This is a genomic window from Catenulispora acidiphila DSM 44928, assembly GCF_000024025.1.
Lineage (GTDB): Bacteria > Actinomycetota > Actinomycetes > Streptomycetales > Catenulisporaceae > Catenulispora > Catenulispora acidiphila.
The window spans coordinates 7,390,020-7,414,310 of the sequence record NC_013131.1 but is presented as its reverse complement, the minus strand read 5'-3'; the positions used below and the strand labels follow the sequence as shown (position 1 = coordinate 7,414,310).

At 69.9% G+C, this 24,291-nt stretch carries 15 protein-coding genes and 1 tRNA gene; 10 read left to right on the top strand and 6 right to left on the bottom strand.

Features of this window, described 5'->3' with window-relative positions:
* The first annotated feature begins 19 nt into the window (after positions 1 to 19).
* From CACI_RS31825 to CACI_RS31810, 4 genes are all read left to right on the top strand, one after another.
* Positions 20 to 658, top strand: a complete 639-nt coding sequence (locus CACI_RS31825; protein WP_143765456.1) for a hypothetical protein — start codon at positions 20 to 22, stop codon at positions 656 to 658.
* Between the two features lie 314 nt (positions 659 to 972).
* On the top strand, positions 973 to 2,199 hold the full coding sequence (locus tag CACI_RS48365) for an NUDIX domain-containing protein (RefSeq protein ID WP_015795005.1): 1,227 nt from the start codon (positions 973 to 975) through the stop codon (positions 2,197 to 2,199).
* Between the two features lie 496 nt (positions 2,200 to 2,695).
* On the top strand, positions 2,696 to 3,079 hold the full coding sequence (locus CACI_RS31815) for a hypothetical protein (protein WP_015795004.1): 384 nt from the start codon (positions 2,696 to 2,698) through the stop codon (positions 3,077 to 3,079).
* Between the two features lie 10 nt (positions 3,080 to 3,089).
* Positions 3,090 to 3,449, top strand: coding sequence for a hypothetical protein (locus CACI_RS31810; protein ID WP_015795003.1), 360 nt, complete (start codon positions 3,090 to 3,092; stop codon positions 3,447 to 3,449).
* 607 nt (positions 3,450 to 4,056) lie between these two features.
* Here CACI_RS31810 and CACI_RS31805 read toward each other — a convergent pair.
* Positions 4,057 to 4,129: transfer RNA gene (locus CACI_RS31805), tRNA-Arg, on the bottom strand.
* 102 nt (positions 4,130 to 4,231) lie between these two features.
* The gene (locus CACI_RS31800; protein WP_015795002.1) at positions 4,232 to 5,122 is read right to left on the bottom strand and encodes a hypothetical protein; all 891 of its coding nucleotides are present in this window, start codon (positions 5,120 to 5,122) and stop codon (positions 4,232 to 4,234) included.
* 349 nt (positions 5,123 to 5,471) lie between these two features.
* Between CACI_RS31800 and CACI_RS31795 the strand changes: the two genes are divergently transcribed.
* Entirely contained in the window at positions 5,472 to 6,068 is a 597-nt protein-coding gene (locus tag CACI_RS31795; RefSeq protein WP_015795001.1) for a TMEM165/GDT1 family protein, read from the top strand.
* A 75-nt stretch (positions 6,069 to 6,143) separates the two neighbouring features.
* Here CACI_RS31795 and CACI_RS31790 read toward each other — a convergent pair whose 3' ends face one another.
* Both CACI_RS31790 and CACI_RS31785 read right to left on the bottom strand, forming a co-directional pair.
* Positions 6,144 to 7,292 carry a threonine synthase gene (locus tag CACI_RS31790; protein WP_015795000.1) on the bottom strand — a complete coding sequence of 383 codons (1,149 nt, stop codon included), beginning with the start codon at positions 7,290 to 7,292 and terminating at the stop codon, positions 6,144 to 6,146.
* Between the two features lie 40 nt (positions 7,293 to 7,332).
* The gene (locus CACI_RS31785) at positions 7,333 to 9,441 is read right to left on the bottom strand and encodes an ABC transporter ATP-binding protein/permease (protein WP_015794999.1); all 2,109 of its coding nucleotides are present in this window, start codon (positions 9,439 to 9,441) and stop codon (positions 7,333 to 7,335) included.
* 471 nt (positions 9,442 to 9,912) lie between these two features.
* On the opposite strand from CACI_RS31785, the gene CACI_RS31780 reads away from it, so the two are divergent.
* From CACI_RS31780 to CACI_RS31770, 3 genes are read left to right on the top strand one after another with little or no spacing between them, the layout of a single operon-like run.
* Positions 9,913 to 11,907, top strand: coding sequence for a 1-deoxy-D-xylulose-5-phosphate synthase (locus CACI_RS31780; protein ID WP_083796175.1), 1,995 nt, complete (start codon positions 9,913 to 9,915; stop codon positions 11,905 to 11,907).
* A gap of 44 nt (positions 11,908 to 11,951) precedes the next feature.
* Positions 11,952 to 13,058: a flavodoxin-dependent (E)-4-hydroxy-3-methylbut-2-enyl-diphosphate synthase gene (gene ispG, locus CACI_RS31775; RefSeq protein WP_085953951.1), complete on the top strand. Its 1,107-nt coding sequence runs from the start codon at positions 11,952 to 11,954 to the stop codon at positions 13,056 to 13,058.
* Complete coding sequence (locus CACI_RS31770; protein ID WP_015794996.1) at positions 13,055 to 13,822, top strand: SDR family NAD(P)-dependent oxidoreductase; 768 nt, start codon at positions 13,055 to 13,057, stop codon at positions 13,820 to 13,822. The genes ispG and CACI_RS31770 overlap by 4 nt, the downstream gene beginning before the upstream one ends.
* 70 nt (positions 13,823 to 13,892) lie before the next feature.
* Here the strand turns inward: CACI_RS31770 and CACI_RS31765 are convergent, their stop codons facing one another.
* Positions 13,893 to 17,471, bottom strand: coding sequence for a cell wall-binding repeat-containing protein (locus tag CACI_RS31765; RefSeq protein ID WP_015794995.1), 3,579 nt, complete (start codon positions 17,469 to 17,471; stop codon positions 13,893 to 13,895).
* 296 nt (positions 17,472 to 17,767) lie between these two features.
* Here CACI_RS31765 and CACI_RS31760 point away from each other — a divergent pair, with 296 nt between their 5' ends.
* The gene (locus tag CACI_RS31760; RefSeq protein ID WP_049871767.1) at positions 17,768 to 18,073 is read left to right on the top strand and encodes a LysR family transcriptional regulator; all 306 of its coding nucleotides are present in this window, start codon (positions 17,768 to 17,770) and stop codon (positions 18,071 to 18,073) included.
* Between the two features lie 195 nt (positions 18,074 to 18,268).
* Positions 18,269 to 21,181, top strand: a complete 2,913-nt coding sequence (locus CACI_RS31755) for an AfsR/SARP family transcriptional regulator (RefSeq protein WP_015794993.1) — start codon at positions 18,269 to 18,271, stop codon at positions 21,179 to 21,181.
* Here CACI_RS31755 and CACI_RS31750 read toward each other — a convergent pair.
* On the bottom strand, positions 21,166 to 24,249 hold the full coding sequence (locus CACI_RS31750) for a S53 family peptidase (protein ID WP_015794992.1): 3,084 nt from the start codon (positions 24,247 to 24,249) through the stop codon (positions 21,166 to 21,168). The two genes, CACI_RS31755 and CACI_RS31750, sit on opposite strands and share 16 nt — an antisense overlap.
* Between the last annotated feature and the right edge of the window lie 42 nt (positions 24,250 to 24,291).

The following is a 24,291-nucleotide window of genomic DNA, read 5'->3' as shown; positions in this document are numbered from 1 at the left end:
CAGCTCACAGCCAGCGGCCGTGTTTTCGACCACTACAGCCCGGCGTGTCATCGAGCTGTTGGCTCCGTCCGAAGGACTCGCACCCGGCCAGAAGACACTGCAACGGTTCACCGCGTCGGCGGCGCAGCGTCAGCGCCGGAATGAGTCTCTGAATGCTTTGGGCGTACAGCGGTACGAGCGGCGCACCCGAGCCCGCGTGGCCTTGAACGCGCTGCGGAGCGACCTGGTCGGCTACGCACAGGAAGCCGATCCCGAGATCGAAGGCAGCGTCCTGCACGAGGCGGCGTACCTGATGACCGCCGGTGACGCCTGGCTGCGCGTGATTACCGACGACAACCCGCCGGATTGGGAGAGCCCAGTGCTACTGGTTGCTGAACTCTTCGCATCGGTGATTGGTGGGGAGAAGCCGCTGTTGTTCGCCAACCTGATTTGTCTCTGGCGCGGCGAGCGCCCGGTGTGGTGCCTGGTTCAGTTCGGTGAGTCGGCGATCAGGCCGACGGGGGTTTCGTCTCGGCAGTTGTACGGGGTCGAAGTAGACGTGCAGCGGCCGGAGTCGGATGCCGGGTTCCTGAGTCCGGCCGTCCCCAGTGACGTCATCGAGCTGTTCACACAGGCGCTGACGTCACTGGGGATCGAAGGACAGCAAGCAGATCGGTGACGTCCTGCCCGGCCGGCTGTTCGGCGCGGTCCTCGATGCAGAGCAGCATTTTGCGTTCCCTGACCAGCCAGCCCGACGCGCTCAGCCCACTCAGCGCGGGTTGTTCTCCATCAGGTCCAGCGGCACATCACAGGCCCCGCCGTTGAGGTCGTCGAGCAGGCCGCGGGCGAAGGACGCCAGCGGCGGCAGGCCGGACGACTGGGCCACTTCAAACCGCTACAGACAGGCCGCCGTGGCAGGCGCGACGATGCCGTCCGATCTGAGAGCTTGCAGACTCTTGACTCTCTGGGTACGTTCTTACATACGGATATCGTATGTATTTCAATACTCGGGGGATTCTGATGATCACGACTCGGCAGGGTGTCGCGGCCCATCGCGGTGGGCTGGACCTGACGATTTCGTTGACGGCCGACCAGGCCGACGCACTGGGCGCCGATGCCCACCGCCTCGTGGACTACCTGGACACGGTGATGGTGCAGATTGCCGCCATCAGGACACATGCCGAACCGGTTCTGCCCGAGGCCCGGGTCATCCCCGCAGTGCCGGCGCAACAGGTCGTGAGCGAGGTCACCGCCAAGGACCGCCCGATATTTCAGGGCGTGCAGTGGGACGAACGGGTATTGCAGGAGGTCTCGGCGTTGTTGTCGATGCTCGACGGGGTTCGGGATGCAACCTTGCGCAGGCACGCCGGGCACCACGGCTCCATCAGGCGGGCTGGTTATGCCATGGGTGTGTCAAAGGCGACGGCCCAAAGTCGTCGGAACGCATTGCAGGCGCCATCTCCTGCTGAGCTGTGGGCTGCCGGAGCGTATGGGGGTGTTCGCCACCGGAAGGCTTCTATGCCCGCTGTGATGCGGCCCTGGTCTATAGCCTGGCCCGGCTATATCCCAGTGGACGTCTTCCCGCCGGAAACGCGGGCGAGGTGTCTCGTCGACGGCGTGGAAGGCTCGGCCGAGGCGCTGCAGACCCCTGACGGCGTGGCGGCGGCGGAGTGGTTGCGCCGTTCGGCCGCCGCCCTGGTCCCATTCGACCTGGATGACCGTGGATGGCCACTGAACCCGGCCGGCCGCACCGGCTGGACCGGCCGGCGCCTGCGCCACTGGGGCGAGAACGCCGCGGCGAACTGCATCGTGCGATCCAACGACGGCTACGTATTGATGACCCGTTGCGATGACCTCGCTCTGTGGGCGTTTCCCGGAGGAATGATCGAGCCGGGTGAGGACCGGGTGGAGGCAATGCGGCGGGTGCTGCGGGAAAAGACCGGCGTCGACGTGTCCGGTGTGGACCCGAAGATTCTGCACCGCGGCTATAGGGAAGACGCGCGGGCCACCGACAATGCCTGGGCGTGTTCGGTCCTGAGCCTGTTCGTCGTCCCCAGGCAGGTCCCGGTGGCCGCCGGCGGCGACACCATCGAGGTGGGCTGGTTCCGCGTGGACACAGCGGAGCAGCTCGCCGCCGAGCTGGACGTACGCGGCGGCCTGTATGAGGCTCACCGGCCGTGGCTCCAGGCCGCCATAGACCACCTGTCGCCCACGGCCTGACCTGGTGCGCACTGCGCGCCCGTACCTCTCACGGGGACGGGCGCCGCAGTACAGGCCTAATTTCCGGCAGCGCCGCGGGTGTTGCTCTAAGGCATCCTTCGCCCCGACCAACTCGGTGCCGATCAGTTGTCGCCCTGCCTCGCCGATTGCAGTCGGGTAGCGCCCCGTACAAAACGCCGACGCGAACAGTGTCAGTCTCCGTGCTTGGCGTTTCGGAACGGCTACGACAATGGCGATGTCGAGCTGCGGAGGCCTGGAATGCCGACGCTATAAGTGCGGCGGGCGTCGGCCGGGTCGCCATCTGGCTCTGTCCGCGCGAGCGGAGTTGGTCCGAACGTGGACGGACTCGGCGCGGAGACGCACCGGTTCTCTCGACACGGGCAAAGGCAGCCCGGTGTTCATTGCGTTGATGCTGACATAGCTGCACGCGCTTGCCGGGCTCGGTGACTTCGACGGTTGCAGCCGAGCGCTCGATGAAGCCCAGGCCGTCACCGGCATGAGCGGTAGCGTCCACAACGGTGGCTGGCTGCGCTTCGACGGTGAGCGGCTCGCCGAAGAGCGGGGAGCCTGCTATGTCTCGCTCAGCCGCCCGGACTTGGCCGAAGCAGCGCTTACCGATGTGCTGCGCCGCAAGCTCTCATCCCGCAGGCGGGGCAGCGTCCTCACCGATCTCGCGACCCTCGGCGTCCAACAACATGACCCGGACCAAGTCCTCCAGTACGGGAGCACGGCGCTGGCGCTGGCTGAGGAGACGAACTCGGGCTACATCGGCCGGAAGCTCCAGGGGCTCAACACCAAGCTCGCGCCCCTTGCGACTGACGACCGTATCCGTGATCTCAGCGACGCCATCTCGGCGTCCTCGACAACCGTCGGCGCATGAAGGGACCACCTTGAACGAGGAACACGGCCGCATCTTCCGCGAAGCCTGGATTGCGGGTGTCAAGGCGCACTACCCCGGCGAGCCGAAGCCTGGCTACATCTCGCCATGGGAGGACACACCGGAATGGGAGCGCGAGGCTGCCAGCGCGGTCTATGGCCAGGTGACCGACTTCCTGACGGTGAGCGGTGGCTCCGCCTCCAGGCTCACCCGCGAGCAGAAAGGCAGGTTTGTGTCGTTGTGCTGGATCGCCCAGATCTACCAGCACATCCCGGACCCGAAGCCGAGCTACGTCACCGACTGGAGCGAACAGCCGGAGTGGCAGCGGGAGACTAATTGTGAGGTTTTTGAGGCGATTGAGCGACAGGCATAGCGGTAGCCGTCGGGAGCAACGACCATCCGAGCGCAACGAGCTGGGACGAGTACGCCGACATCGTTGAAGTGGCAGTGGGTACTCAATGATCCAAGCTGTACCGAGACGAAAGTCGACAGCTTCCTTGAAGATCGCCCGTGTCTGATCCTGGCCATTGACGCCTTCAACGCGGGTTCGAGGCGCTCATGCGTACGCGGGACATGATGCAACCCGCCGGTCCCCGCCGTGCCGACGGGGACCGGCGGTACTTCGAGTGCCTGCAGCAGCGCTTTTCAGGGATCTGCTCGGCAGCCGCTCCTCTCTTACTGGCTGACTCTCTGAACCCACGGCTCGAGTGCGCCAAAGGTGTGAGTTCGTGGGCCAAAGTCAGAAGGCCCGGCGTTTGAAGTGACTCGAACGGGTGGCGGGCAGCCTCGATTCCGGGGTGGAAGCGATACGGCGGCACGGCAAAAAACAGGCCGTCACCATACGGACTTCGTACGGCCGTCATCACATCGTCATCACACGGGGCTGTTTCGACGACTTTATGGCTCGAGTCGAGTCGAGTGCTCGAGTGGAGAAAACGTGAAACCCCAGGTCAGCGGGTGATCCTGGGGTTCAACTTCGGTGCCCCCGGCAGGATTCGAACCTGCGACCATCGGATTAGAAGTCCGGTGCTCTATCCACTGAGCTACGAGGGCCTGGCTTCGGCGCGGGCTCATCTTAGCGGGTCGGGGGTGGGTTCCAGCCTGACGTTTGCGGTGGGTGGGGCGGCCCCGGCGGTGGGCGGGGCCGCTGGTCGGTCAGGCTTCGGGGGTGAGGATGGCGTGCAGGTCGCGGCGGGCGTTCGCGAGGATGGCGCGGGCTTGGTCACGGCGGGTGGGGTTGGGGGTGTTCACCGCTGCGGTGTAGGCGGTGGTGAGCTTGCGGAGGGCTCGGTCGGCGCCGCTCAGGGCGTTGCGGGTGGTGTGGAGGTCGGTGCGGATATTGGCGCGGATTTTGGCGCGGATTTCGGTGCGCTGGTCGGCGGTGGGCCAGGGGGAGGCTTGGGCGGCTCGGGCTGCGCGGCGGGCTTCGTGGCGGGCGGAGCGGGGGTGCTCGTGGTGGGCCTCGTGGTGGGACTTGCGGCGGGACTTGCAATAGGACTTGCGGTGCTGGTCGCGGTCGGTGGTGTGGTGCTGGGACCGGATGTCGGCGCGGCGTTGGTCGCGGTCGGCCGTGTAGCGCTGGGCACGGGAGTCGACCGGGCGCTGGTCGCGGGAGTCAGCGCGGTGATGCTCGTGGTGAGGGGCGCGGCGCTGGTCAAGGTATGCCTCGCGGCGTCGGTTGTGGAAGTCGGCGCGGTGATGCTCGTGGCGCGGAGCACGACGCTGGTCGCGGAACTCGGTGTGGTGCTGCTCGCGGAGAGGGGCGCGGCGCTGGTTGCGGGGCTCGGTGTGGTGCTGCTCGCGGCGGGCTTCGCGGCGCGTGGTGCGGGGGTCGGCGCGGTGGTGGTGGCAGGGGGTGTGGGGGTCGGGCGAGTCGACGTCGTGTCGACCGAAGCCGACGTGGCGCTCGAAGCCGGGGCGGTCGAAGTCGTGGCGGCCCAAGCTGCGGCGCTCGAAGCCGGAGCGCTCGAAGCCGCGGCGATCGAAACCGTGGCGCGGGCCGAAGTTGCGCGAGGCGGAGTGGGGGGTGGGGTTGGGGGTGTTCATGGGGTCCTCGTTTCGGGGGTGACGATCGTCTCCGATCTGTCTTTGGGTGGTGTGCGACAGTCTTTGGTTGCTGTCGATACGTTAACGATATATCGGTTACTTGCGGAAGGCAAGTGTGGGTGGGTGTGGGCGGAGGGGGGTGGTGGGCTGCTGGTATTCTTGGATCACCGCGAAGGGGAGTAGCTCCTACGCCGGGACGTCGACATACTGGCCTGCTGGTTGGGCCCGGCCCCCGGGATGCCTGTGAGGGTGTTGAGCAAGACCTTCGGCTCGCAGCTGTTGCTGCCGCGCCGAGGCCTTCCTGAAATCGGGCGTCGGGTGCGGCCCGACTTGAAGGACTTAGCCCGCCGTGGATTTGCTTGTCATCCTGACTGTGTTCGGGATCGTCTTCCTTGCCGAATTGCCGGACAAGACTGCCCTGGCCTCCCTGATGCTCGGGACGCGTTATCGCCCGCTGCACGTCTTCATTGGCACCGCTTCCGGCTTCCTGGTGCATGTGGTGCTTGCTATCGCCGCTGGCAGTCTGCTGACGTTGCTGCCTGGGCGGCTTTTGCATGCGGTGGTTGGTGCGTTGTTCCTGCTCGGCGCGATTTTGATGCTGCGCGGGCACGGCGGCGATGACGAGGAAGTAGAGGAGGACCTGGAGCTCAAGGGGAACAAGCCGGCGACGTTTCGGCGGGTCGCGGGGATGAGCTTCGGGGTGATCCTGGTCGCGGAGTTCGGCGACCTGACGCAGATCGTGACGGCCAACCTCGCGGCGAAGTATCACGACCCGATTTCGGTCGGTATCGGCGCGACGCTGGGGCTGTGGGCGGTGGCCGGGTTGGCGATCGTTGGCGGGAGAGGGTTGTTGAAGCTGGTGCCGATCACGGTGATCACCCGGATTGCTGCGGCGATCATGGGGGTGTTGGCGATTATCAGCCTGGTTGATGCGATCAAGGGTTGATGCGAATAGGCGTTGATGCGAATAAGCGTTGATGCGATCAAGGGATGAGCATTGGTGTGGCGTCGAAGGTGTGGGTCAGGAGTGTGGGGGCTTTGATTTCAGGCCGCTGCCACACAGGGGGGCTACTGCGAATGGCACAGCCGGGTCTCGTGGCGTTTCGGGCTCCGCGACGAGTCCTGCACTGAGAGCTGCCCAACAGGCTGCGCCGGTCGGTTCTACGTACAAGCCGGCGCGGGCTAGCGCTGCGTGCGACGCGCTGACCTGCGCGTCGGTGACCGTGGTGATGACGCCGCCGGTGGCGCGGATCGCGGCGAGGATTTGGGCGCCGCGGGCTGGGCGGGCGATGGCGATGCCTTCGGCGAGGGTTGGTTCGGGGGTGATCTGCGCGGGTTCGGCGTGGCCGGCTTGGAAGGCTGTGGCCAGGGGTGCGCAGGTGGCGGCTTGGACGGCGACGATGCGGGGCAGGCGGTCGATCAGGCCTGCGGCGAGGAGTTCGCGGCTTCCGAGGTGGGCGCCGAGGACGAGGGTGCCGTTGCCGACCGGGAGGACCAGGGTGTGCGGGAGGCGTCCGCCTAGTTGTTCCCAGAGCTCGAAGACATAGGTCTTGGTGCCGTGGAAGAAGAAGGGGTTGTAGACGTGGCTGGCGTAGAGGGTGCCGGGGACGTCCGCCGCCTCGGCTGCGGCGTCGGCGGTGTCCTCGCGGGAGCCGGGGATCTGGTGGACGGCGGCGCCGTAGGCGCGGAGTTGGGCGACCTTGCCGGCTGAGGTGGATTGCGGGACGTAGACCTCGCAGGGGATGCCGGCGCGAGCGGCGTAGGCGGCGATGGCCGTGCCGGCGTTGCCGCTGCTGTCGGCGACCATGCGGCCGGCGGACAGCTTGTCGGCGAGGGCGGCGAGCAGGACGGCGCCGCGGTCCTTGAACGAGCCGGTCGGCATCAGGTAGTCGACCTTGAGGCGGACGTCCGAGCGGCCCGGTGCCGTGACCAGCGGCGTCATGCCCTCGCCGAGGGTGATGGCGGTGGGCTCGGCGAGTGGGAGGGCCTCGGCGTAGCGCCACAGGGTCGGCGGGCGGTGGGATAGGTCGGCCGGTGAGGGGAACGTGGGGGCGAAGCCGGACAGTTCCAGGACGCCGTGGCAGTCGGTGCAGCGCCAGGCCAGGTCGTGGAGGGCGTAGCGGTTGTCGCAGGCGGGGCAGTGGAGGGACAGCGACGCCAGAGGGTTCACGGCTGTCACTATTCCACTGCCAGTCGCGCCTCCGGCAACCTCAGCAGCCGCGCAGCAGCGATGACTCGTGCCGCCGCAGCAGCCGCAGCACAAGTGCCACGCACGCCGTGCCCAGCACGACCAGCATCCCGATGTCCGCGCCCCACTGCAGGATCGAGTGCTGCCAGAGCGGATCGGTGGTGGTGCGGCCCTGGGGTGGGCCCATGATGGTCGGCAGGTTGATCGTCGCGGCTTCGGCGGCGACCGCCCAGCGCGACGGGGAGAGCCAGGCGAGCTGCTCCAGCGCCGGGCTGTGGAACAAGGGGAACAGGGAGCCGCAGAACACGACCTCGACGATCGTGATCAGGACCAGCAGGGGCATGGTCTTCTCGGTGGTGCGGACGACCGCGGAGACGACCAAGCCGAGCAGCATCGAGGTGACGCCGAGCAGGACCGCCGCGAGCATCAGCTCCGGGACGGCGCTGCCGGAGATCAGCAGACCGTGGGCCGGGAGGCGGCGTGGCAGGAGGCAGATCGCCGACAGCACGATCGTCTGCGTCGCGGTGATCACGCCCAGGACGATCGCCTTGGACATCACATACGCCGAGCGCGACAGTCCCGCCGCGCGTTCTCGGTCGTAGATGCCGCGTTCCTTGATCAGCTCACGGACCGCATTGGCGGCGCCGGTCAGGCACGCGCCGACCGCGAGGACCAGAAGCACGGTCGGGGCGTCGGTGTTCGTGTCGCCGCCGGAGGCCGCGGCCAGGCCGGAGGAGGCCGGGATGGCCAGGCTCAGCAGGCCCATGATCATCGGGAGTGCGGCCAGCAGCCACAGGTGGCCGCGGTCGGCGGCGATGACCGCGAGGTAGCGGCGGATGAGCGTGCGGAGCTGGGAACCCCAGCCCTGCGCCGCGCGAGGCGTCGAGTAGCAGGAGGTGGGAGCGGAAGTCTTGGGCGGACCAGCGGCAGCAGTCGCGGGAATCGGCAGGACCGTTGCTGACGCAGCGTTACGCTCGCGGGACGCTCCGGGACCAAAGTCCTCGCTCGAAGACCGCGGCGAAGGAAGCGTGGTGGCGCCGGAGGACTCCACAGCCGAGGTCGCGCTGTATGTGTCGTGATAGACGGACGAGCGGTACGCCCCGGCCCAGTCATAGCCGCGCCGGCACGAGAAGGCCAGGAACACGTCTGCCCAGGTCTCGCACTCGAAGAACGGCAGCGCCTCCTGCGGTGGTCCGTAGTACGCCACCCCGCCGCCGGGCGCCATCACCAGCAGCAAGTCGCACGCCTGCAGCTCGGCGACCGAGTGCGTGACGACCAGAACGGTGCGTCCCTCGTCGGTCAGACAGCGCAGCATGCGCATGACGTCGCGGTCCATGCCCGGGTCGAGGCCGGAGGTCGGCTCGTCCAGGAACAGCACCGTGGGCTTGGTCAGCAGCTCCAGGGCGACGGAGACGCGCTTGCGCTGGCCGCCGGACAGCGTGGCGACCTTGTTGCCCTCGAACTCGGTCAGGCGCAGGTCGGTCAGGACCTCGTCGATGCGGCGTTCGCGCTGCTCGGCGGTGGTGCCCTGCGGGAAGCGGAGGGCGGCGGCGTAGCGGAGGGCGGCCTTGACCGTGAGCTGGGCGTGCAGGACGTCGTCCTGCGGGACCAGGCCGATGCGGTGGCGGAGCAGGGAGTACTCGGCGCACAGTTCGCGGCCGGCGTAGCGGACCTCGCCGGAGTCGGCGGGGCGCGAGCCGGTCAGGGCGCGCAGCAGAGTCGACTTGCCGGAGCCGGAGGGTCCGATGACGGCGACCAGGGACTGCTCGGGGACGTCGAAGCCGACGTCGTCCAGGAGGGTCTTGACCACGCCGCGGTGCTTGACGGTGACGGTCAGGCCGCGGGTCGACAGGGCGGCCGGGGATTCGGGGGTGATCGTGGCGAGGGGGCGGAGGGCGGGGGTCGGAGCGGCCACCGGAGTTGAAGCCGAGGTCGAAGCAGACGTCGAAGCCGAGGTGAGCGTTGAAGCTGGAACTGCCGCGGGAATCGCTGCTGGAGCTGGAGCCGAAGCCACCGCCGGAGCCGGAGCCATCGGAACCACCGGGGCGGCCTCGCCCAGGATCGGAACCGGGGTCGCGATCGTGCCGGTGATGCTGCCCGCCTCGCGGCGGTCTTCGAGCTCAACCTGCATGTTCCCTGCCTTGCCGGATCGGCCAGTCGCCTTCGCTGTCCGACATAGGTGGACTGCGCGTGGATTCCCAGTGTGTAACACATGGACGCCGATTCCCGCATTGATCATGTGATTCTTACTCTTTTGCCAGTCGTCGGCCCGAATCTCCTGCTCTGCGTAGCGATGCCACCACCTTCTGCGATGGTGGAAGGAGGTTTACGAACCTGCGGATCGCCCGAACAGACGAGCCTGGGAAGAAGCCCGACGGCGCCGGTCACAGAGAGCTGACCAGGCACGGAACCTGCTTCCCGGCTTTCGCGTCCGTCCCGCCGGGCACGCGCGCACCGCCGAAGGCGACCACCCTGGTGCGGTGGGAGTCACACAAGTTGCTTCCCGCGCCGCGATGGTAGGCGAGTGTTAGGAGTCCCTATGCGGACGACCGCCAAGTCTTCGTCGTCGTCTTCGGCACCCCGGCGGCAGCCCGCCGATCCGGTGCTGGAGCGAGTGAAGGGTCCGGAGGACTTGGCGGGGCTCGATACCGCCGAGCTGACCGCACTGGCCGCGGAGATCCGCGGCTTCCTCATCGAGAAGGTGTGCGCGGTCGGCGGACACCTGGGCGTCAACCTCGGCGTGGTGGAGCTGACCATCGCGCTGCACCGGGCTTTCCGCTCACCCCACGACGTGCTGCTGTTCGACACCGGCCATCAGAGTTACGTGCACAAGATCCTCACCGGACGCGGCGCGGGCTTCGACGTGCTGCGCCGGAACGGCGGACTGTCCGGCTATCCCTCACGCTCGGAATCCGCACACGACTGGATCGAGAACTCGCACGCCTCGACCGCGCTGAGCTACGCCGACGGCCTGGCCAAGGCGTTCCAGCTGCGCGGCGAGCTGTCCGACGGCTCCGGCGACCCGGCGCGGCGGCACATCGTGCCGGTGATCGGCGACGGCGCCATGACTGGCGGCCTCGCCTGGGAAGGGCTCAACAACCTCGCCGGTGCCGCCGACCGTCCGGTCGTGATCGTGCTCAACGACAACGGTCGCGCCTACGCCCCGACGATCGGCGGCATCGCCACGCACCTCGGCGGACTGCGCGCCGAGCCTCGGGCTCAGCACCTGTTCACCGATCTCGGGCTGGCCTACGTCGGCCCGGTCGACGGCCACGACATCGCTGCGACCGAGCAGGCGCTGCGCGCGGCGGCGGCGCTCGGCAAGCCGGCGCTGGTGCACGTCCTCACCACGAAGGGCCGCGGCTTCGAACCCGCCGAGTGCGACGAGGCGGACCGGATGCACGCGGTCGGGGTCGTGGACCCGCACACCGGCGCGCCGATCAAGCCGCCGAAGAAGAGCTGGACCGAGGTCTTCGGCGAGCAGATGAGCGCGATCGGCGCGGAGCGGTCCGACGTGGTGTGCGTCAGCGCGGCGATGGTGCTGCCGGTCGGGCTCGGCGAGTTCGCGCGGCGGTTCCCGGAGCGCGTGTTCGACGTCGGCATCGCCGAGCAGCACGCGGTGTGTTCGTCGGCGGGGTTGGCCGCCGGAGGGCTGCACCCGGTGGTGTGCGTCTACTCGACGTTCCTGAACCGGGCGTTCGACCAGGTGGTCATGGACGTGGCGCTGCACAAGGCGGGCGTCACGTTCGTCTTGGACCGCGCCGGCGTCACCGGACCCGACGGCGCCTCGCACCACGGGATGTGGGACAGCGCGATCCTCAGCGTCGTGCCGGGCTTGCGTCTGGCGGCGCCCCGGGACCCGGCGCGGCTGGCGGAGCTGCTGCGAGAGGCGGTGGCGGTGGACGACGCGCCGACCGTGATCCGCTTCCCGAAGGCCGTGGCCGGGCCCGACATCGAGGCGCACACGCGGATGAACGGCGTCGACATCTTGTATCGGGCTGCGGGACGGCCGCTGGACGTGTTGATCGTGGCCGCCGGCGTGACGGCGAGCACATGCCTGGCCGCCGCCGAGGAGCTGGACCGGCTGGGGATCGGCACGACGGTGGTCGACCCGCGCTGGATCCTGCCGGTCAATCCGCATCTGACGCACTTGGCGGACCGGCACCGGTTGGTGGTGACCGTCGAGGACAGCGTGCGCAGCGCCGGGATGGGGACGGCGTTGGCGCAAGCCTGCGCCGATGCGGAGTCGACAACGCCGGTGCGGGTGATGGGACTGCCACAGGAGTTCTTGGCCGCGGGTGGTCGCGAAGAAATTTTGGAAGGCGCGGGGATGGGGGTGGGGGACGTCGTCGCGACAGTGGTGGACGGGTTGCAGGCTGGGCCTCGGATCGCTTTGGAGGCTGTTCCGGAGTTGTTGGAGATCCCTGAGGTATCGCAGGTCGCTGAGACAGCACAGATCCCTGGCACAGCACCGATTTCCGATGTAACGCAGCCCCCTGGAACGACAACGCAGCTCCCTGAGACAACACAGCTCATCACCACCGTCCGCACCACGAACGGCGAGGCGAGGCAGGCCCGGTCGAGCCCCCGACACTGACCGCCGGACGCCCCTTCCCCAGACAGGAGAACACTGTGAACGCCATCGACATCGGACTGCCGACCTTCCCGGCCGCGGAGGCGCGCGAGCGACGAAGGATCAGCCGGCAGCTCGACGTCGGCGGCGTGCCGGTGGGCGGGGGCGCGCCGGTGTCCGTGCAGTCGATGACGACCACGCTGACCGCGGACGTCAACGCCACCCTGCAACAGATCGCGCAGCTCACCGCCGCCGGCTGCCAGATCGTCCGGGTCGCGGTGCCCTCGCAGGACGACGCCGACGCCCTTCCCGCGATCGCGAAGAAGTCGCAGATCCCTGTCATCGCCGACATCCATTTCCAGCCGAAATACGTCTTCGCCGCCATCGACGCCGGCTGCGCGGCCGTGCGCGTCAATCCCGGCAACATCAAGGCTTTCGACGACAAGGTCGGCGAGATCGCGCGCGCCGCCGAGGACGCCGGGATCCCGATCCGGATCGGGGTGAACGCGGGCTCCCTGGACAAGCGGCTGTACGAGAAGTACGGCAAGGCGACGCCCGAAGCCCTGGTCGAATCGGCGCTGTGGGAGTGCTCGCTGTTCGAGGAACACGGGTTCCGGGACATCAAGATCTCGGTGAAACACCACGACCCGCTGGTGATGGTGGCGGCGTACCGGCTGCTGTCGGAGCAGTGCGACTACCCGCTGCACCTGGGCGTCACCGAGGCCGGGCCGCTGATGCAGGGCACGGTGAAGTCGGCAGTGGCGTTCGGCATCCTGCTGTCGGAGGGCATCGGGGACACGATCCGGGTCTCGCTGTCGGCGCCGCCGGTGGAGGAGGTCAAGGTCGGGATCAGCATCCTGGAATCGCTCGGGCTGCGGCGGCGGCATCTGGAGATCGTGTCGTGTCCGTCGTGCGGGCGCGCGCAGGTGGACGTGTACAAGTTGGCCGAGCGCGTGCAGGCGGCGTTCGACGGCTTCCCGCACCCGCTGCGCGTCGCGGTGATGGGCTGCGTGGTGAACGGTCCCGGCGAGGCGCGGGAGGCCGACATCGGCGTCTCCTCCGGCAACGGCAAGGGTCAGATCTTCGTGCGCGGCGAGGTCGTCCGCACGGTCCCCGAGGCGCAGATCGTCGAAGCGCTCGTGGAGGAGGCGCTGGCCCTGTCCGAGGGGTCATGAGCCGGGGCGTCGCCCTGGTGACCGGCGCCTCGTCGGGCATCGGGGCGGTGACCGCCGCCGCGCTGGCCCGCCGCGGCTACCGCGTCGTGGTCCACGGCCGCGACGAACGTGCCACCGCCGGCGTCGCGATGGCCGTGAACGGCGTCCCCGTCTGCGCCGACCTTGCGCACGCCGGCGAAGCCGAACGCCTCGCCACCCGTGCCCTGGAAGTCGGCGACGGCCGCATCGAGGTCCTGGTGAACAACGCGGGCTTCGGCTGGCACGGCGACTTCCGCACGATGCCCAAAGGCACCGCCGACCGCCTCCTCGCCGTGAACCTCGCCGCCCCGATCGCCCTGACCCGCGCACTGCTCCCGGCGATGCGCGAGCACAACGCGGGCCGCGTGGTGTTCGTCAGCTCCATCGCCGGCCGCCTCGGCGTCGGCGGCGAAGCGGTGTACGCGGCGAGCAAAGCAGGCCTCGACTGCTTCGCGGACAGCCTGCGCGGCGAACTGCGCGAGACCGGAATACGAATCGGCGTGGTGGTGGCAGGCGTGATCGCGACACCCTTCTTCGACCGCCGCGGCACCCCCTACGCCCGCCGCTGGCCGAAACCGATCCCGACGGAGGCCGCCGCCGAGGCGGTGATGCGGTGCGTGGAGCGGGGCACGGCGGAGGTGTACGTGCCCCGCTGGTTGCGCGTGCCGGTGGTGGTGCAGGGGGTGGCGCCGGGGGTTTATCGGTGGTTGGAGGGGCGGTTCGGGGGCGAGGGCGGGACTAGGTGAGTTTCCCGGGTCGCAGCTTTTCGGCCCACCAATTCCCGAGCCACCGATTCCAGGCCCACCGATTCCAGGGCTAGCGAGCCCGGCCGTTCACCGCCGAGGTCACCTGGCCGGCCAGCGCCGGACTGATGACGGCGGTCCCGCCGAACAGTTCCACCGCCGTCAGCTGCGGTCGCAGCGCACTGAGCAGGTTCGCCGTCTCCGCGGGCAGCGTCGAGGGCACCAGCACCAGCTCGCCGCCGGTGGCCGCGGTCAGCGCGCCGCCGGTCAGGGCGTCGGCGAAGCCGCCGCCGGTCGCCACACCGATCTGCTGGACGCCGCCGGCGGCCATGGCGGCCTGCACCACCTTGACGTCGGTGTCGTAGCGGGTGCTGCCTGCCAGAGGCCTGACATAGCCGGGCAGACCCGCCGCCGCCGTCACGGCCTGGCCGCCGATCGCCCACGCTCCGGTCGCGCCCTGGGACGACTGCGCGACGCGGCTGGCGATGAACGCCCGCACGTCCGGCGCCAGGGTCTTGCCGTCGGTGAGGATCACCGCCGCCGGTCCGGCCGCGGTCGCCGCGGGTCCGGTGGCGAACGGGCCGGCGGCGAGCGCGTCGGCGTAGTCCAGCCCGGTGGCCAGGACCACGTGCTGCGGGCTGCCGAGGCCGTGCTCGGCGATGTCCAAGGCGGTGTGGTCGCGGTCGGGACCGGCGAAGCGGGTGACGCTGTACCCCAGGTGAGTCAGCTGGCTGACGATGGCGGGGGAGATCGCCTTGGTGCCGCCGAGAACGTTGATCTGCCCGCCGCTGGTCCCGAGGACTCGCTTGATCTCGGCCAGGGACTCGGGCGTCAGCGAGTTGGGGTCCGTGAGAAGCAGCGGGCCCTTCTCCTTGGCGGCCAGCGGCACGCCGGCCAGGGCGTCGGCGAACTGGTCGCCGCGGGCGAGCACGACGACGTGCGCGGTCGCGCGGCCGGAGGAGTCACCGCCGGCGTTGGCCCATCGCGACTGCGACACGGCGACGCCGGTGAGGTAGCGGTTGTCGCCGGACAGCCGGGTGACGGTCGGGTTTCCCGTGGCGACCGGGGGAGGGGGATTGCCGCCGGGGTTGCCCGTGGGGCTGCCCGGGGCGACTCCGCTGCCGCTCATCTGGACGAACATCGCCCCTTGGCCGTCGGCCGGGGTGACCTCGTACTGGGCCTGTTGCGGACCGGCCGCGGTCGGGGTGAAGGCCATGTCGACGTGGATGCTCTGAGTCGGTCCGAGGACCTGGCCCTCCGAGATCGGCAGGGCGGTGGTGAACACGCCGGTCGGCGCCTTCGCCTTCGAGATCGTCAGCGGAGCCGTTCCGGTGTTCGTGATGTCGAAGCCCACCTTCGCGGTGGAGCCGACGGTGACGTTGCCGAAGTTCAAGGAGGACGGCGAGATCTGCAGGTGTCCGAAGCCTGATACCGCGGCGCCGGTGAGCGGGACGTTCAGGGTGCCGCTGGTCGACACGACGGTCAGGTGGTCGGCGGCCGGGCCGGCCGCGGTCGGGGCGTAGGTGATCGACGCCGAGACCGACTGGCCGACGGCGATGGTCGTGCCCTGCGACAGTCCTTGGACGGTGAACGGCGCGCTCGGCAGGGTGACGCTCTGGATGGTCTCATCGACCGAGCCCGTGTTCCAGATCCGGATCGCCATCGTCTGCTGTGTGCCGGTCGGCTGGTCCTCCTGGAACTGGACCGGGCTCGGCGACGCGCCGAGGCCGTTCGTCAGGCCGCTGCCGTTCAGGGACACCCCGACGCTGCCGGCGCTGGTCGCGACCGTCATGATCCCGTTCGCCGCGCCGACCGCGGTCGGGGCGAAGGTGACGGTGAGCGTCAGCTGGTCGCCGGTGTTCAGCGTCACCGGCGTGGCCAGCTGCTTGGGGTCGACGGCGTACGGCGAGTCGTTCATCGTGGCGCCGGTGACCGTGACCTGCTGTGTGGCGGTCAGCGTCACCTGCTTCTTGACGCTGGCGCCGACCTGGACCGGTCCGAACGCCACCGGAGCCGTGGTCAAAGGTGTCTTCGCGGGCTTGCCGAAGCCGATGACCTTGCCCACCAGGTCGGTCTCGCGGGTGCCGACGTAGACGCGGTTGGAGTCGGTGGCCACGACCGAGTACTTGGCCGCCCGGCCGATCGGCGCGGAGAACAGCTTGTCGAGGGTGCCGTGGGAGTCCGGGATCGCGGAGTACGCGTTCAGCGTCGCGTTCTCGCCGGTCACGCCGCTGCCCCAGGATCCGCTCGGGCAGTCCACCACCCAGACGACGGCGCTGCCGGAGTTCGCGCCGGTGGAGGTGACGATCGGCGATCCGCTGGTGAAGCCGAAGGAGTCGGTACTGGTTCCGGCCTGGGTCAGGGTGGGCATGCCGGCCGCAGTCGCCCCGGCCTGCAGCGCGACCAGTGGTTGCTGGTTGCCGACCTGGTAGACGTAGCCGCCGTCGCCGCCCCACACCGCCGGGTGTCCCCACAGGCCGCCGGGGAGCGGGCCGATGGTCTGCACGGCGTTGTCCTTGCCGCCGGGTCCCTGCCCCATCCCGCCGAGGTTGTCGCGGTTGAGCAGGAAGATCCGGCCGTCCTTGCCCTCCTGGAAGAGCACGTGCGGCACCTTGGCGGTGCCGAAGCTGTCCGGAAGCGCGGTCGGCCCGCCGGAGCCGAAGTCGGTGTCGTTCAGGTCCAGCGTCGCGTTGTCGGACGGGCTGAAGAAGTCCACTGCCGACAGCGACCGGTCCGAGCCCACCTGGAGGCGCACCACTGATTCGGCGAGGTGGCCGCTGGGACTGGTGCCGGGCCCTGCCTTCGGGCTGATGCCGTTGCCGGTGGCCAGGATGATGCGTCCGTCGCCGTCGGACATCAGACCGCCGCCGGACTGCCAGATGCCGGCGCCGCTGCCGGCGTCGTTGGTTTCCGAGGTCCACATCGCGGTCTGCTGCCCGGAGGCGGCGTCGACGCCGACGACGTAGCCGTGCCACGGCGTGAAGTCGCAGTGCGCGCCGAACGCGGCGTAGACCACGCCGTCCATGAGCAGCAGGCCGGGGCGCTGCATCTCGTGGAAGGCGTCGAACGGCGTCGAGGGGTCGTTGCTCGGCGAGCCCTGGATCTTGACCGGCCACCCCGAGCGCTCGACGCCGGTGCCCGGGTCGATCGCGTGCATCAGCCAACTTGCCGCGGTCGGATCGTTGCCGGCGTAGGTCTTCGACGTGAAGTAGACCGTGTTGCTGGCCGCGTCGAAGACCGGCGTGGCCGTGACGCCGATCGTGGGACCCAGATCACCGCACCCGGTCGGCGGATCGATCGACGAGGACGGCCACGCCGGCCCCAGGTCGCCCCGCGTCCACTCGATCGCCCCGGACTGCGGATTGAGCCCATAGACCTTGTTGTTCTCCGTGGCGACGACGAGCATCCCGCCGGCCACCACGGGCTGGGCGAAGACCTGCCCGTCGACCGTGGTGGAGAAGATCTGCCCGAAGGTGGGATCCGAGACATCGGCCGGACTGAGCCCGGGCTCGCTCCGATCCCACCCGGTCCGAGCATTGTCGACGGACACCGTGGTGTCATCGGCCTTGGCCAACTGCGGCTGAGTGAGACCCGTCGCGACGACGGCGGCGGAAACACCCAGCGCGGTTATTCGGGATCGGCGCTTCGACACGGCTTGTCCTGTTCATGGAACACGCCGACTGACCGGCGGTGACGTCGTATAGTTCGCCAATTCCTACAGGTCGCGCGGGAGTTGAGTCAATACGATCAATTGCTGTGTGGCGGAGCCCGCGGTGGTCGATGCCGATGGGGCGTGATCGAGCAGCCTGATACCGCCGCGCTCCTCAAAGCCGCAGGCACGGTCGCGCTATCACGCGGCTATCGCGCCTCCATACGCTGGCGCGTATCAGGATCCGGAGAGGGTTGAAGCGGATCTGCGGGGATTTGATCGGTCGACGGGTGGGAGGCGTGGCGGTGGAACCTCTCGATTTGCGGTTGGTGTGGGCGCTTCTTGCGGTGGCGGAGGAGCAGAGTATTACGCGGGCGGCGGCTCGGTTGTATGTGTCGCAGCAGACGCTTTCGGCGCAGATTCAGCGGTTGGAGAGGGTGCTGGGGGTCGAGCTGTTGTCGCGGAGTCCGCGGGGGGTCACGTTGACGGCGGCTGGGCGTGAGCTGGTGGCTTACGGCTCGGGGTTGTCGACGGAGTTGGATGAGTTGGTGGTGCGGTTGCGTGCGGTTGCGGCTGCTGAGGAGGGGACGATGCTGCCGGCGTGACGGGTTCGCGCGGGTGGCGCGCGAGGGCCTGGTGCGGATTGTCGCGTTGGTGACGGTGTCGGCCTGGTGCGGAGTCGCGCTGTGGTGTCTCGTTCTTCGAACACTTGGCGGTCGTCGGGTCCGCTGCTAGCTGAGGGCCTTACCATCCTGTCGCAGGGGTCGAGCAGGCCTGTGCGGCGGGGCGGGGAGGCTGGCATGCGTTTCGGGCTTTTGGGTCCGCTCGACGTGCGCGTCGAGGATGACATGCCGGTCAGTGTGGCCGCTCCTATGCAGCGGGCCGTATTGGCGGCGCTGCTGTTGCATCAGGGGCGGCCGCTGACGCTGGACAGCTTGATCGACGTTCTGTGGGACGGTCGGGCGCCGGCGAGTTCGCGGATGACCGCGGTCAACTATGTCGCTCGGTTGCGGCGGTCGGTGGGTCCGGATGTGGCCGCGCGATTACAGACCAGTCCTGCCGGCTATCTGGTGAGGCTCGCGGGTGACGCCGAGCTGGACAGTCTGGAGGCTTCCGGGCTGGAGCGGCGGGCTCTGGACCGGTCGCGGGTCGGGGACTGGTCCGCGGTCGCGACGGCGGCGGGGCGGGCCCTGGCTCTGTGGCGCGGTGAGCCGTTGCAGGATCTGCCCGCGACCCGGCTGCAGCGCGACCATCTTCCGGCACTGGCCGCACTCCGGCTGCGGCTGCGGGAACTCGCTGCCGATGCCGCGGTGCACCTCGGCGAGTACGAGCAAGCCGCCGCTGATCTCACCGAGTTGCTGCGCGACCATTCGCTGAACGAGCGCCTGTATGAGCTTCTCGTGGTCGCGCTCTACGGCTCGGGGCGACGCGCCGATGCGCTGGAGGCGTTTCAGCAGGCGCGCCGGACGCTGAGCGCGGAGCTGGGGGTCGATCCGACGCCGCGGCTTCAGGCGCTGCAGCAAGGGATTCTGGCCGGTGCGAGCCACGGCACGGTGCTGAATCTGTTGGCCGCCGACGGGCGGTCCGCGGGCACGAGTCCGGCGCGCGCCGTCACCTCGATCAGTGGTGCGCAGGCGGTGGTGCCCCGGCAGCTGCCCGCCGCGACCCGGTATTTCAGCGGGCGGGCGCAGAGTCTGGCGGCGTTGACGGCGCTGGCCGACGAGGTCGTCTCCGACGAGGCTGCCCACGACGCCGCCACCTTGGACGCCGCCGACCGCGACGGCGCGGCCATCGCCGTCATCGCGGGCATGGCCGGCATCGGCAAAACGACGCTGGCCGTCCAGTGGGCCCACCGAGCCGCCTCCCGCTTCTCGGACGGTCAGCTCTACATCAACCTGCGCGGCTTCGATCCCGGCGGCGCCCCGGTCGCCCCCGACCACGCGATTCGCGTGTTCCTGGAGGCGTTCGGCATACCGCCGGCGCGGATTCCGACCACCGCGCAGGCGCGGGCCGGGCTCTACCGGAGCCTGGTCGCCGATCGCAGGGTCCTGATTCTTCTCGACAACGCGCGCGACGTCGAGCAGGTCCGTCCCCTGCTGCCGGGCACCCCGGCGTGCCTGGTGCTGGTGACCAGTCGCAACCGGCTCACCGGGCTGGTGACGGCCGAGGGCGCGCACTGGATCCCGCTCGACCTGCCGGACCCGCCGCAGGCGCGGGAGCTGCTGGCGCGGCGGCTGGGCTCTGATGTGGTCGCCGAGCAGCCGGAGGCGATCGCCGAACTGGTCGAGCTCACCGCCCGGCTTCCGCTGGCGCTGAGCGTGGCCGGGGCGCGGCTGGCGATGAACCCGCTGCTGCCGGTCTCGGCATTCCTGGCCAGCCTGCGCACCACGCGGAGCCGGCTCACCGTGCTGAACGGCGGGGATATCACCACCGATCTGCGGGCCGTGTTCTCGTGGTCCTACCAGCAGCTGGCACCGGCCGCGGCGCGGATGTTCCGGCTGGTGAGCCTGTACCCCGGTCCGGACGTCTCCCTGGCGGCGGCCGCGAGCCTGGCCGGCCTGGAAGCCGCGGAGGCCAGGGCGGCGTTGGCGGAGCTGACCGCCGCGAACCTGATCACCGAGCCCGCGCCGGACCGGTTCGCCTGTCACGACCTGCTGCGCGCCTACGCCGCCGAACTCGCCGACGCCCCGGCGGAGCGGGAGCTGCGATCGGCGGCGTTCGCGCGGATGCTCGACCACTACCTGCACTCCGCCTATCGGGCGTCGATGGTCCTGGCGTCGCATCGGGACCCGGTCGAGGTCGGTGATCCGCAGCCTGGCGTGGCGGTGGAGGATTTCCCCGACAAGGCTGCGGCCACGGCGTGGTTCACCGCCGAGCACCTGGCGCTCCCCGCCGTCATCGCTCGGGCGGCCGATACCGGCTTCGACGTCCACGCCTGGCAGACCGCGTGGGCCGGCTACGTGTTCTTCAACGTGCACCGGTATTGGAACGACATGCTGGAGACGCTGGTGATCGGTCTGGACGCCGCCGAGCGGCTGGGCGACGAATACGCCCAAGGACTCGTGCTGCGTCCGCTCGGCGGAGTGTCCGACAAGCTCGGCCGGGAGGACGAAGCGCAAGCCTACCTGGGGCGGGCTCACGTCCTGCTGGTCAAACTGGACGAGCCCTTGGGCCATGCGCACGTCCACTTGAGCATGGGCCAATCCGCCTATCGGCGCGGCCGCTACGCGGAGGCTCTCGAGCACAGCGAGAAGTGCTTGAACCACGTCACCCGCGCCGGATCCGGACTGGGCCAGGCGACCGCGCTCGGGTCGCTGGTCTCCTGCCACGTCGCCCTCGGCGACCTCGACGCGGCCCGCGCCGCCGGCGAGCGCTCGCTGGCCCTGTACCGGGAGTTCGGCTCGCCGATCAGCGCCGGCAACACCTTTCTCAGCCTGGCGGACATCGAGGTCGCCGGCGGCGACTACCCGCGGGCCGCCGAGCTCTGCCGCCGGGCCGCCGAGGTCTTCGCCGGGCACGGCGCGCGCCACTACGTCGCCAAAGCCCTGACTCAGCTCGGCGACGTCTTGGACAAGGACGGCGACCAGGGCTCCGCGCTGTCGGCGTGGCGCGAAGCCCTGGAGGCGGTCGACCAGCTGGACAGCTCCGACGCGGACGGCATCCGGGGCGGGCTGCGTGACCGGCTGCGCGAACGCGGTCAGGTCGTGCCGTAGTAGCCGATGAGATCGATGACCAATTGGATCGTTCCGCCGCTGTGGTTGGTGACAGTCAGTCCGCCGTCGGCGCCGACCGGGAGTATCGCGGCGTCGGCGGTGGTCTGGCCGGCGGTGAAGTCGACGGCGGCCGGGACCACGGCGGGCAGGCTCTGGCCGTCGGGATAGACCGTGATGTAGCCGCCGCTGCTCGGTGAGGCGACGGTGAGGTTCAGGGCGACGGCCGGAGCGGTCGCGACGGCGTTGTGCGGATTGCCGCCCAGCAGAAGCGCGACCGGGTCCAGGTTCACGGTGAAGCTGCCGCCCGCCGGGATCTGGTAGGGCTGCCCGGCGGTGCTGTTGACGCCGGTGCCGTCACGGGTGTCGAGCAGCCGGGCCGCCCGGATGGGATGGAACTTCAGTCCGGTGGCCGCGGTCGTGGAGTAGCCCGCGAAGTCGGCGATGACGTTGGCCGAGCCGGGGCTGCTGTTGTAGAGGTCGATCTTGCCGTCGGCGCCGACCGGTACAAGGGCGAAGTCCGACACGGTCTGACCCGCGGCCCAGTTGTCGTTCGAGGCCAACGGCTGCGTCGTCCCGTCGGCGTAGGCGATCAGGTCGCCGCCCGAGGCGTCGTCGGCGACCTGGATGTTCAGCGCCACCGCGGTGACGCCGGTCGCCGGTATGCCGTGCGTGCCGCTGATCTGCAACGCCAGCGTCCCGTGTGCCGCCACCGGAGCCTTGGCCGGGACACCGTTCGGCACGCGCGTGTCGAGGATCCGGAACGGGTTGACCGCGGTGTAGGTGGAACCGCCGGCCAGGGTCGCGGAGTAGTACCCCGACAGGTCGGCGATGACGTCGGCGCCGGCGGTCCCGTGGTTGGTGATGTCGATCTGGCCGCCGGCGGGGACCGCGACGGTGACGAAGTTGGAGGCCGGCCGGTTCGCCCCGTAGTTGACGGTGGAGGACAGCGGACGCGCGGTGCCGTGCGCGGAGACCGAAAGGTACCCGCCCAAGCTGCTGACCGCGGTGAGGTTCAGCGCCGTGCCGGTGACCCCGCTCGCCGGCACGCCGTGCGCGCCGGTGACGGCCAGCGTGACGGTTCCGCCGGCCGGGACCTGCGCGATCCTGCCGCCGGCTCCGGTGCCGTTGCGGGTGTCCAGGATCCGTGCCGGGCTCACCGGGTGATACGTGCTGCCGGCAGCCGGGGCGGGGTAGCCGCACAGGTCCGGCACGAGGCCGTCGGTCAGCGGGGCGCCGAGTCCGGTGGTGAGGTCATAGCCGGGACCGGCGGTGTAAAGCGCGCCGGTGTAGCCGGATGCGGGTCTGGCGTTGCTGCCGGTGGTGACGTCGGTGAACGATCCGGAGCCGTCGGCCGCGGCGTGGTAGAGCGCGGGGTTCAGCGGGCCGATCGGGCCGGTGGCCGCGCAGTCGTCGCTGCTGTCGGCGAGCGCTGTGATACCGGCCCACAGCTGGGTCGCCAGGCTCGTGCCGCCGACGATGGCCCAGCTCCCGGCCGTGCCGGTCGCGTAGTACTCGACGATCAGCCCGTCGGCGCCGGCGTGCGCGGCGACGTCGGGGACCTGGCGGCAGGTCGTCCCGGCGGGCGCGCCGCAGGCGTCGGCGTACCCGGGCCCGGTGTGGCCGGCCTGATACGCGGCGCCGATCGCATCCTGCTTCCACACGGTGGACACGCCGCCGCCCGTCGCGCCGCCGGAAGTGTTCCAGGTGGTCAGCCCGGCGCCGCCGCCACCGCTCATCGTGGTGCCGCCGACCGCGGTGACCGAGGGCTGCGAGGCGGGGTCGGACACCGCCGGGGTGGCGGCGTGCGGACTGCTCGCCGGGCACGCCGTCGAGCCGTTGTCCCCGGTCGCGGCCAGCACCGACTGTCCCTGGGCGGCGGCCTGCTGGAAGATCGTGTTCTCGGCGGCGAGGGTCGCCGGGGCGGCGTCGAGCTCGCAGACGCTCCAGCTGATCGCGATGACCTGGGCCTGGTCGTCGGTGACGATCCGCTGGTAGGTGTCCAGGGCGCCGACGGCCGTATCAGGGCCCTCATAATCCCGGACGGCCGCGCCGGGCGCGGTGCCGTTGATCGTCTCGACGTCCAGCGCGGTCTCCATGCCGACCTGGTTCGCCGCGGTCGGCGCCGCCGTGGTGGGCCCGCCGTCCACGGCGATCGTCGTCAGCCCGCCGGGCGTGCCGGCGTTGGTGTTCTGCGGGGTGACGCAGTTCTGGTACTGCGCGATCGCCGCCGGGGTGAAGCCCTCGAACTCCGGCAGCGCGACGGTGACGCCCTCGCCGTAGTCGCCGACGATGTACTGGTCGCGGTTGCCGTAGATGGCGTTGAGGTCTGCGGGGTCGTAGTACTGCTGGCCGTCGGTCTTGCCCTGGCCTGCCAGGATGCTGGTTTCCTGAGGACACAGCCCGGGTGCCGCGAAATCCGGTGAGGGCGCCTGCGGGGTGAGCGCCGCTTGGCTCCCGAGGTTCGAGCTGACGAACTGCGGACGCGGCGCCGTCAGATCGTCCAGGCCGGTGATGCCGGTGATCGCCGAAGCGAGGGCCGGCGGCAGCGCCGGGGCGGCGGTGTTCGCGAAGGCGTGGCGGCCGTCCGCGGTGGTGTAGCCGGAGAATCCGGTGTGCAGGATGGATTTCGCGGCGCCGACGGTGGTGTCCACGGCGATGGATTCGCCGCTGCCGTCGGTCGCGCCGGGGGAGAGCCCGATCGAGCGCAGCTCGGCGCCGACCGCGGCGAGGGCGGCCGGTGTCGCGCCGAAGCGGCTGCCGAACTCGCCGGGCGCGAGGTAGTGCCTATACTGGCGCGACTTCGGGTCGCTCACCGCGGCCACGAAAGCGGCCAGTCCGGCCGGATCGCGCGGCGCCAGCCCGATCCGCAGGTGCAGCGGCTGGGAGTCGGCGGGCGTCGCAGCGGGGACGGTGCGGGCCGGCAGACGGGGCGCGGCGCCGATCCTGACCGGTGCCGTCGGCGGCGCCGATCCGGCTGCTGCCTGGGCGGCCGGGACCGCCGTCGCGGACACGGCGATCGCGGCGGCGATCCCGGCCGCGCGACGCCACCGGGGTCGGCGAACGTGCATAGGAGGCTCCTGACATACGTCGGTGGTCGGATGCGGTGGCGG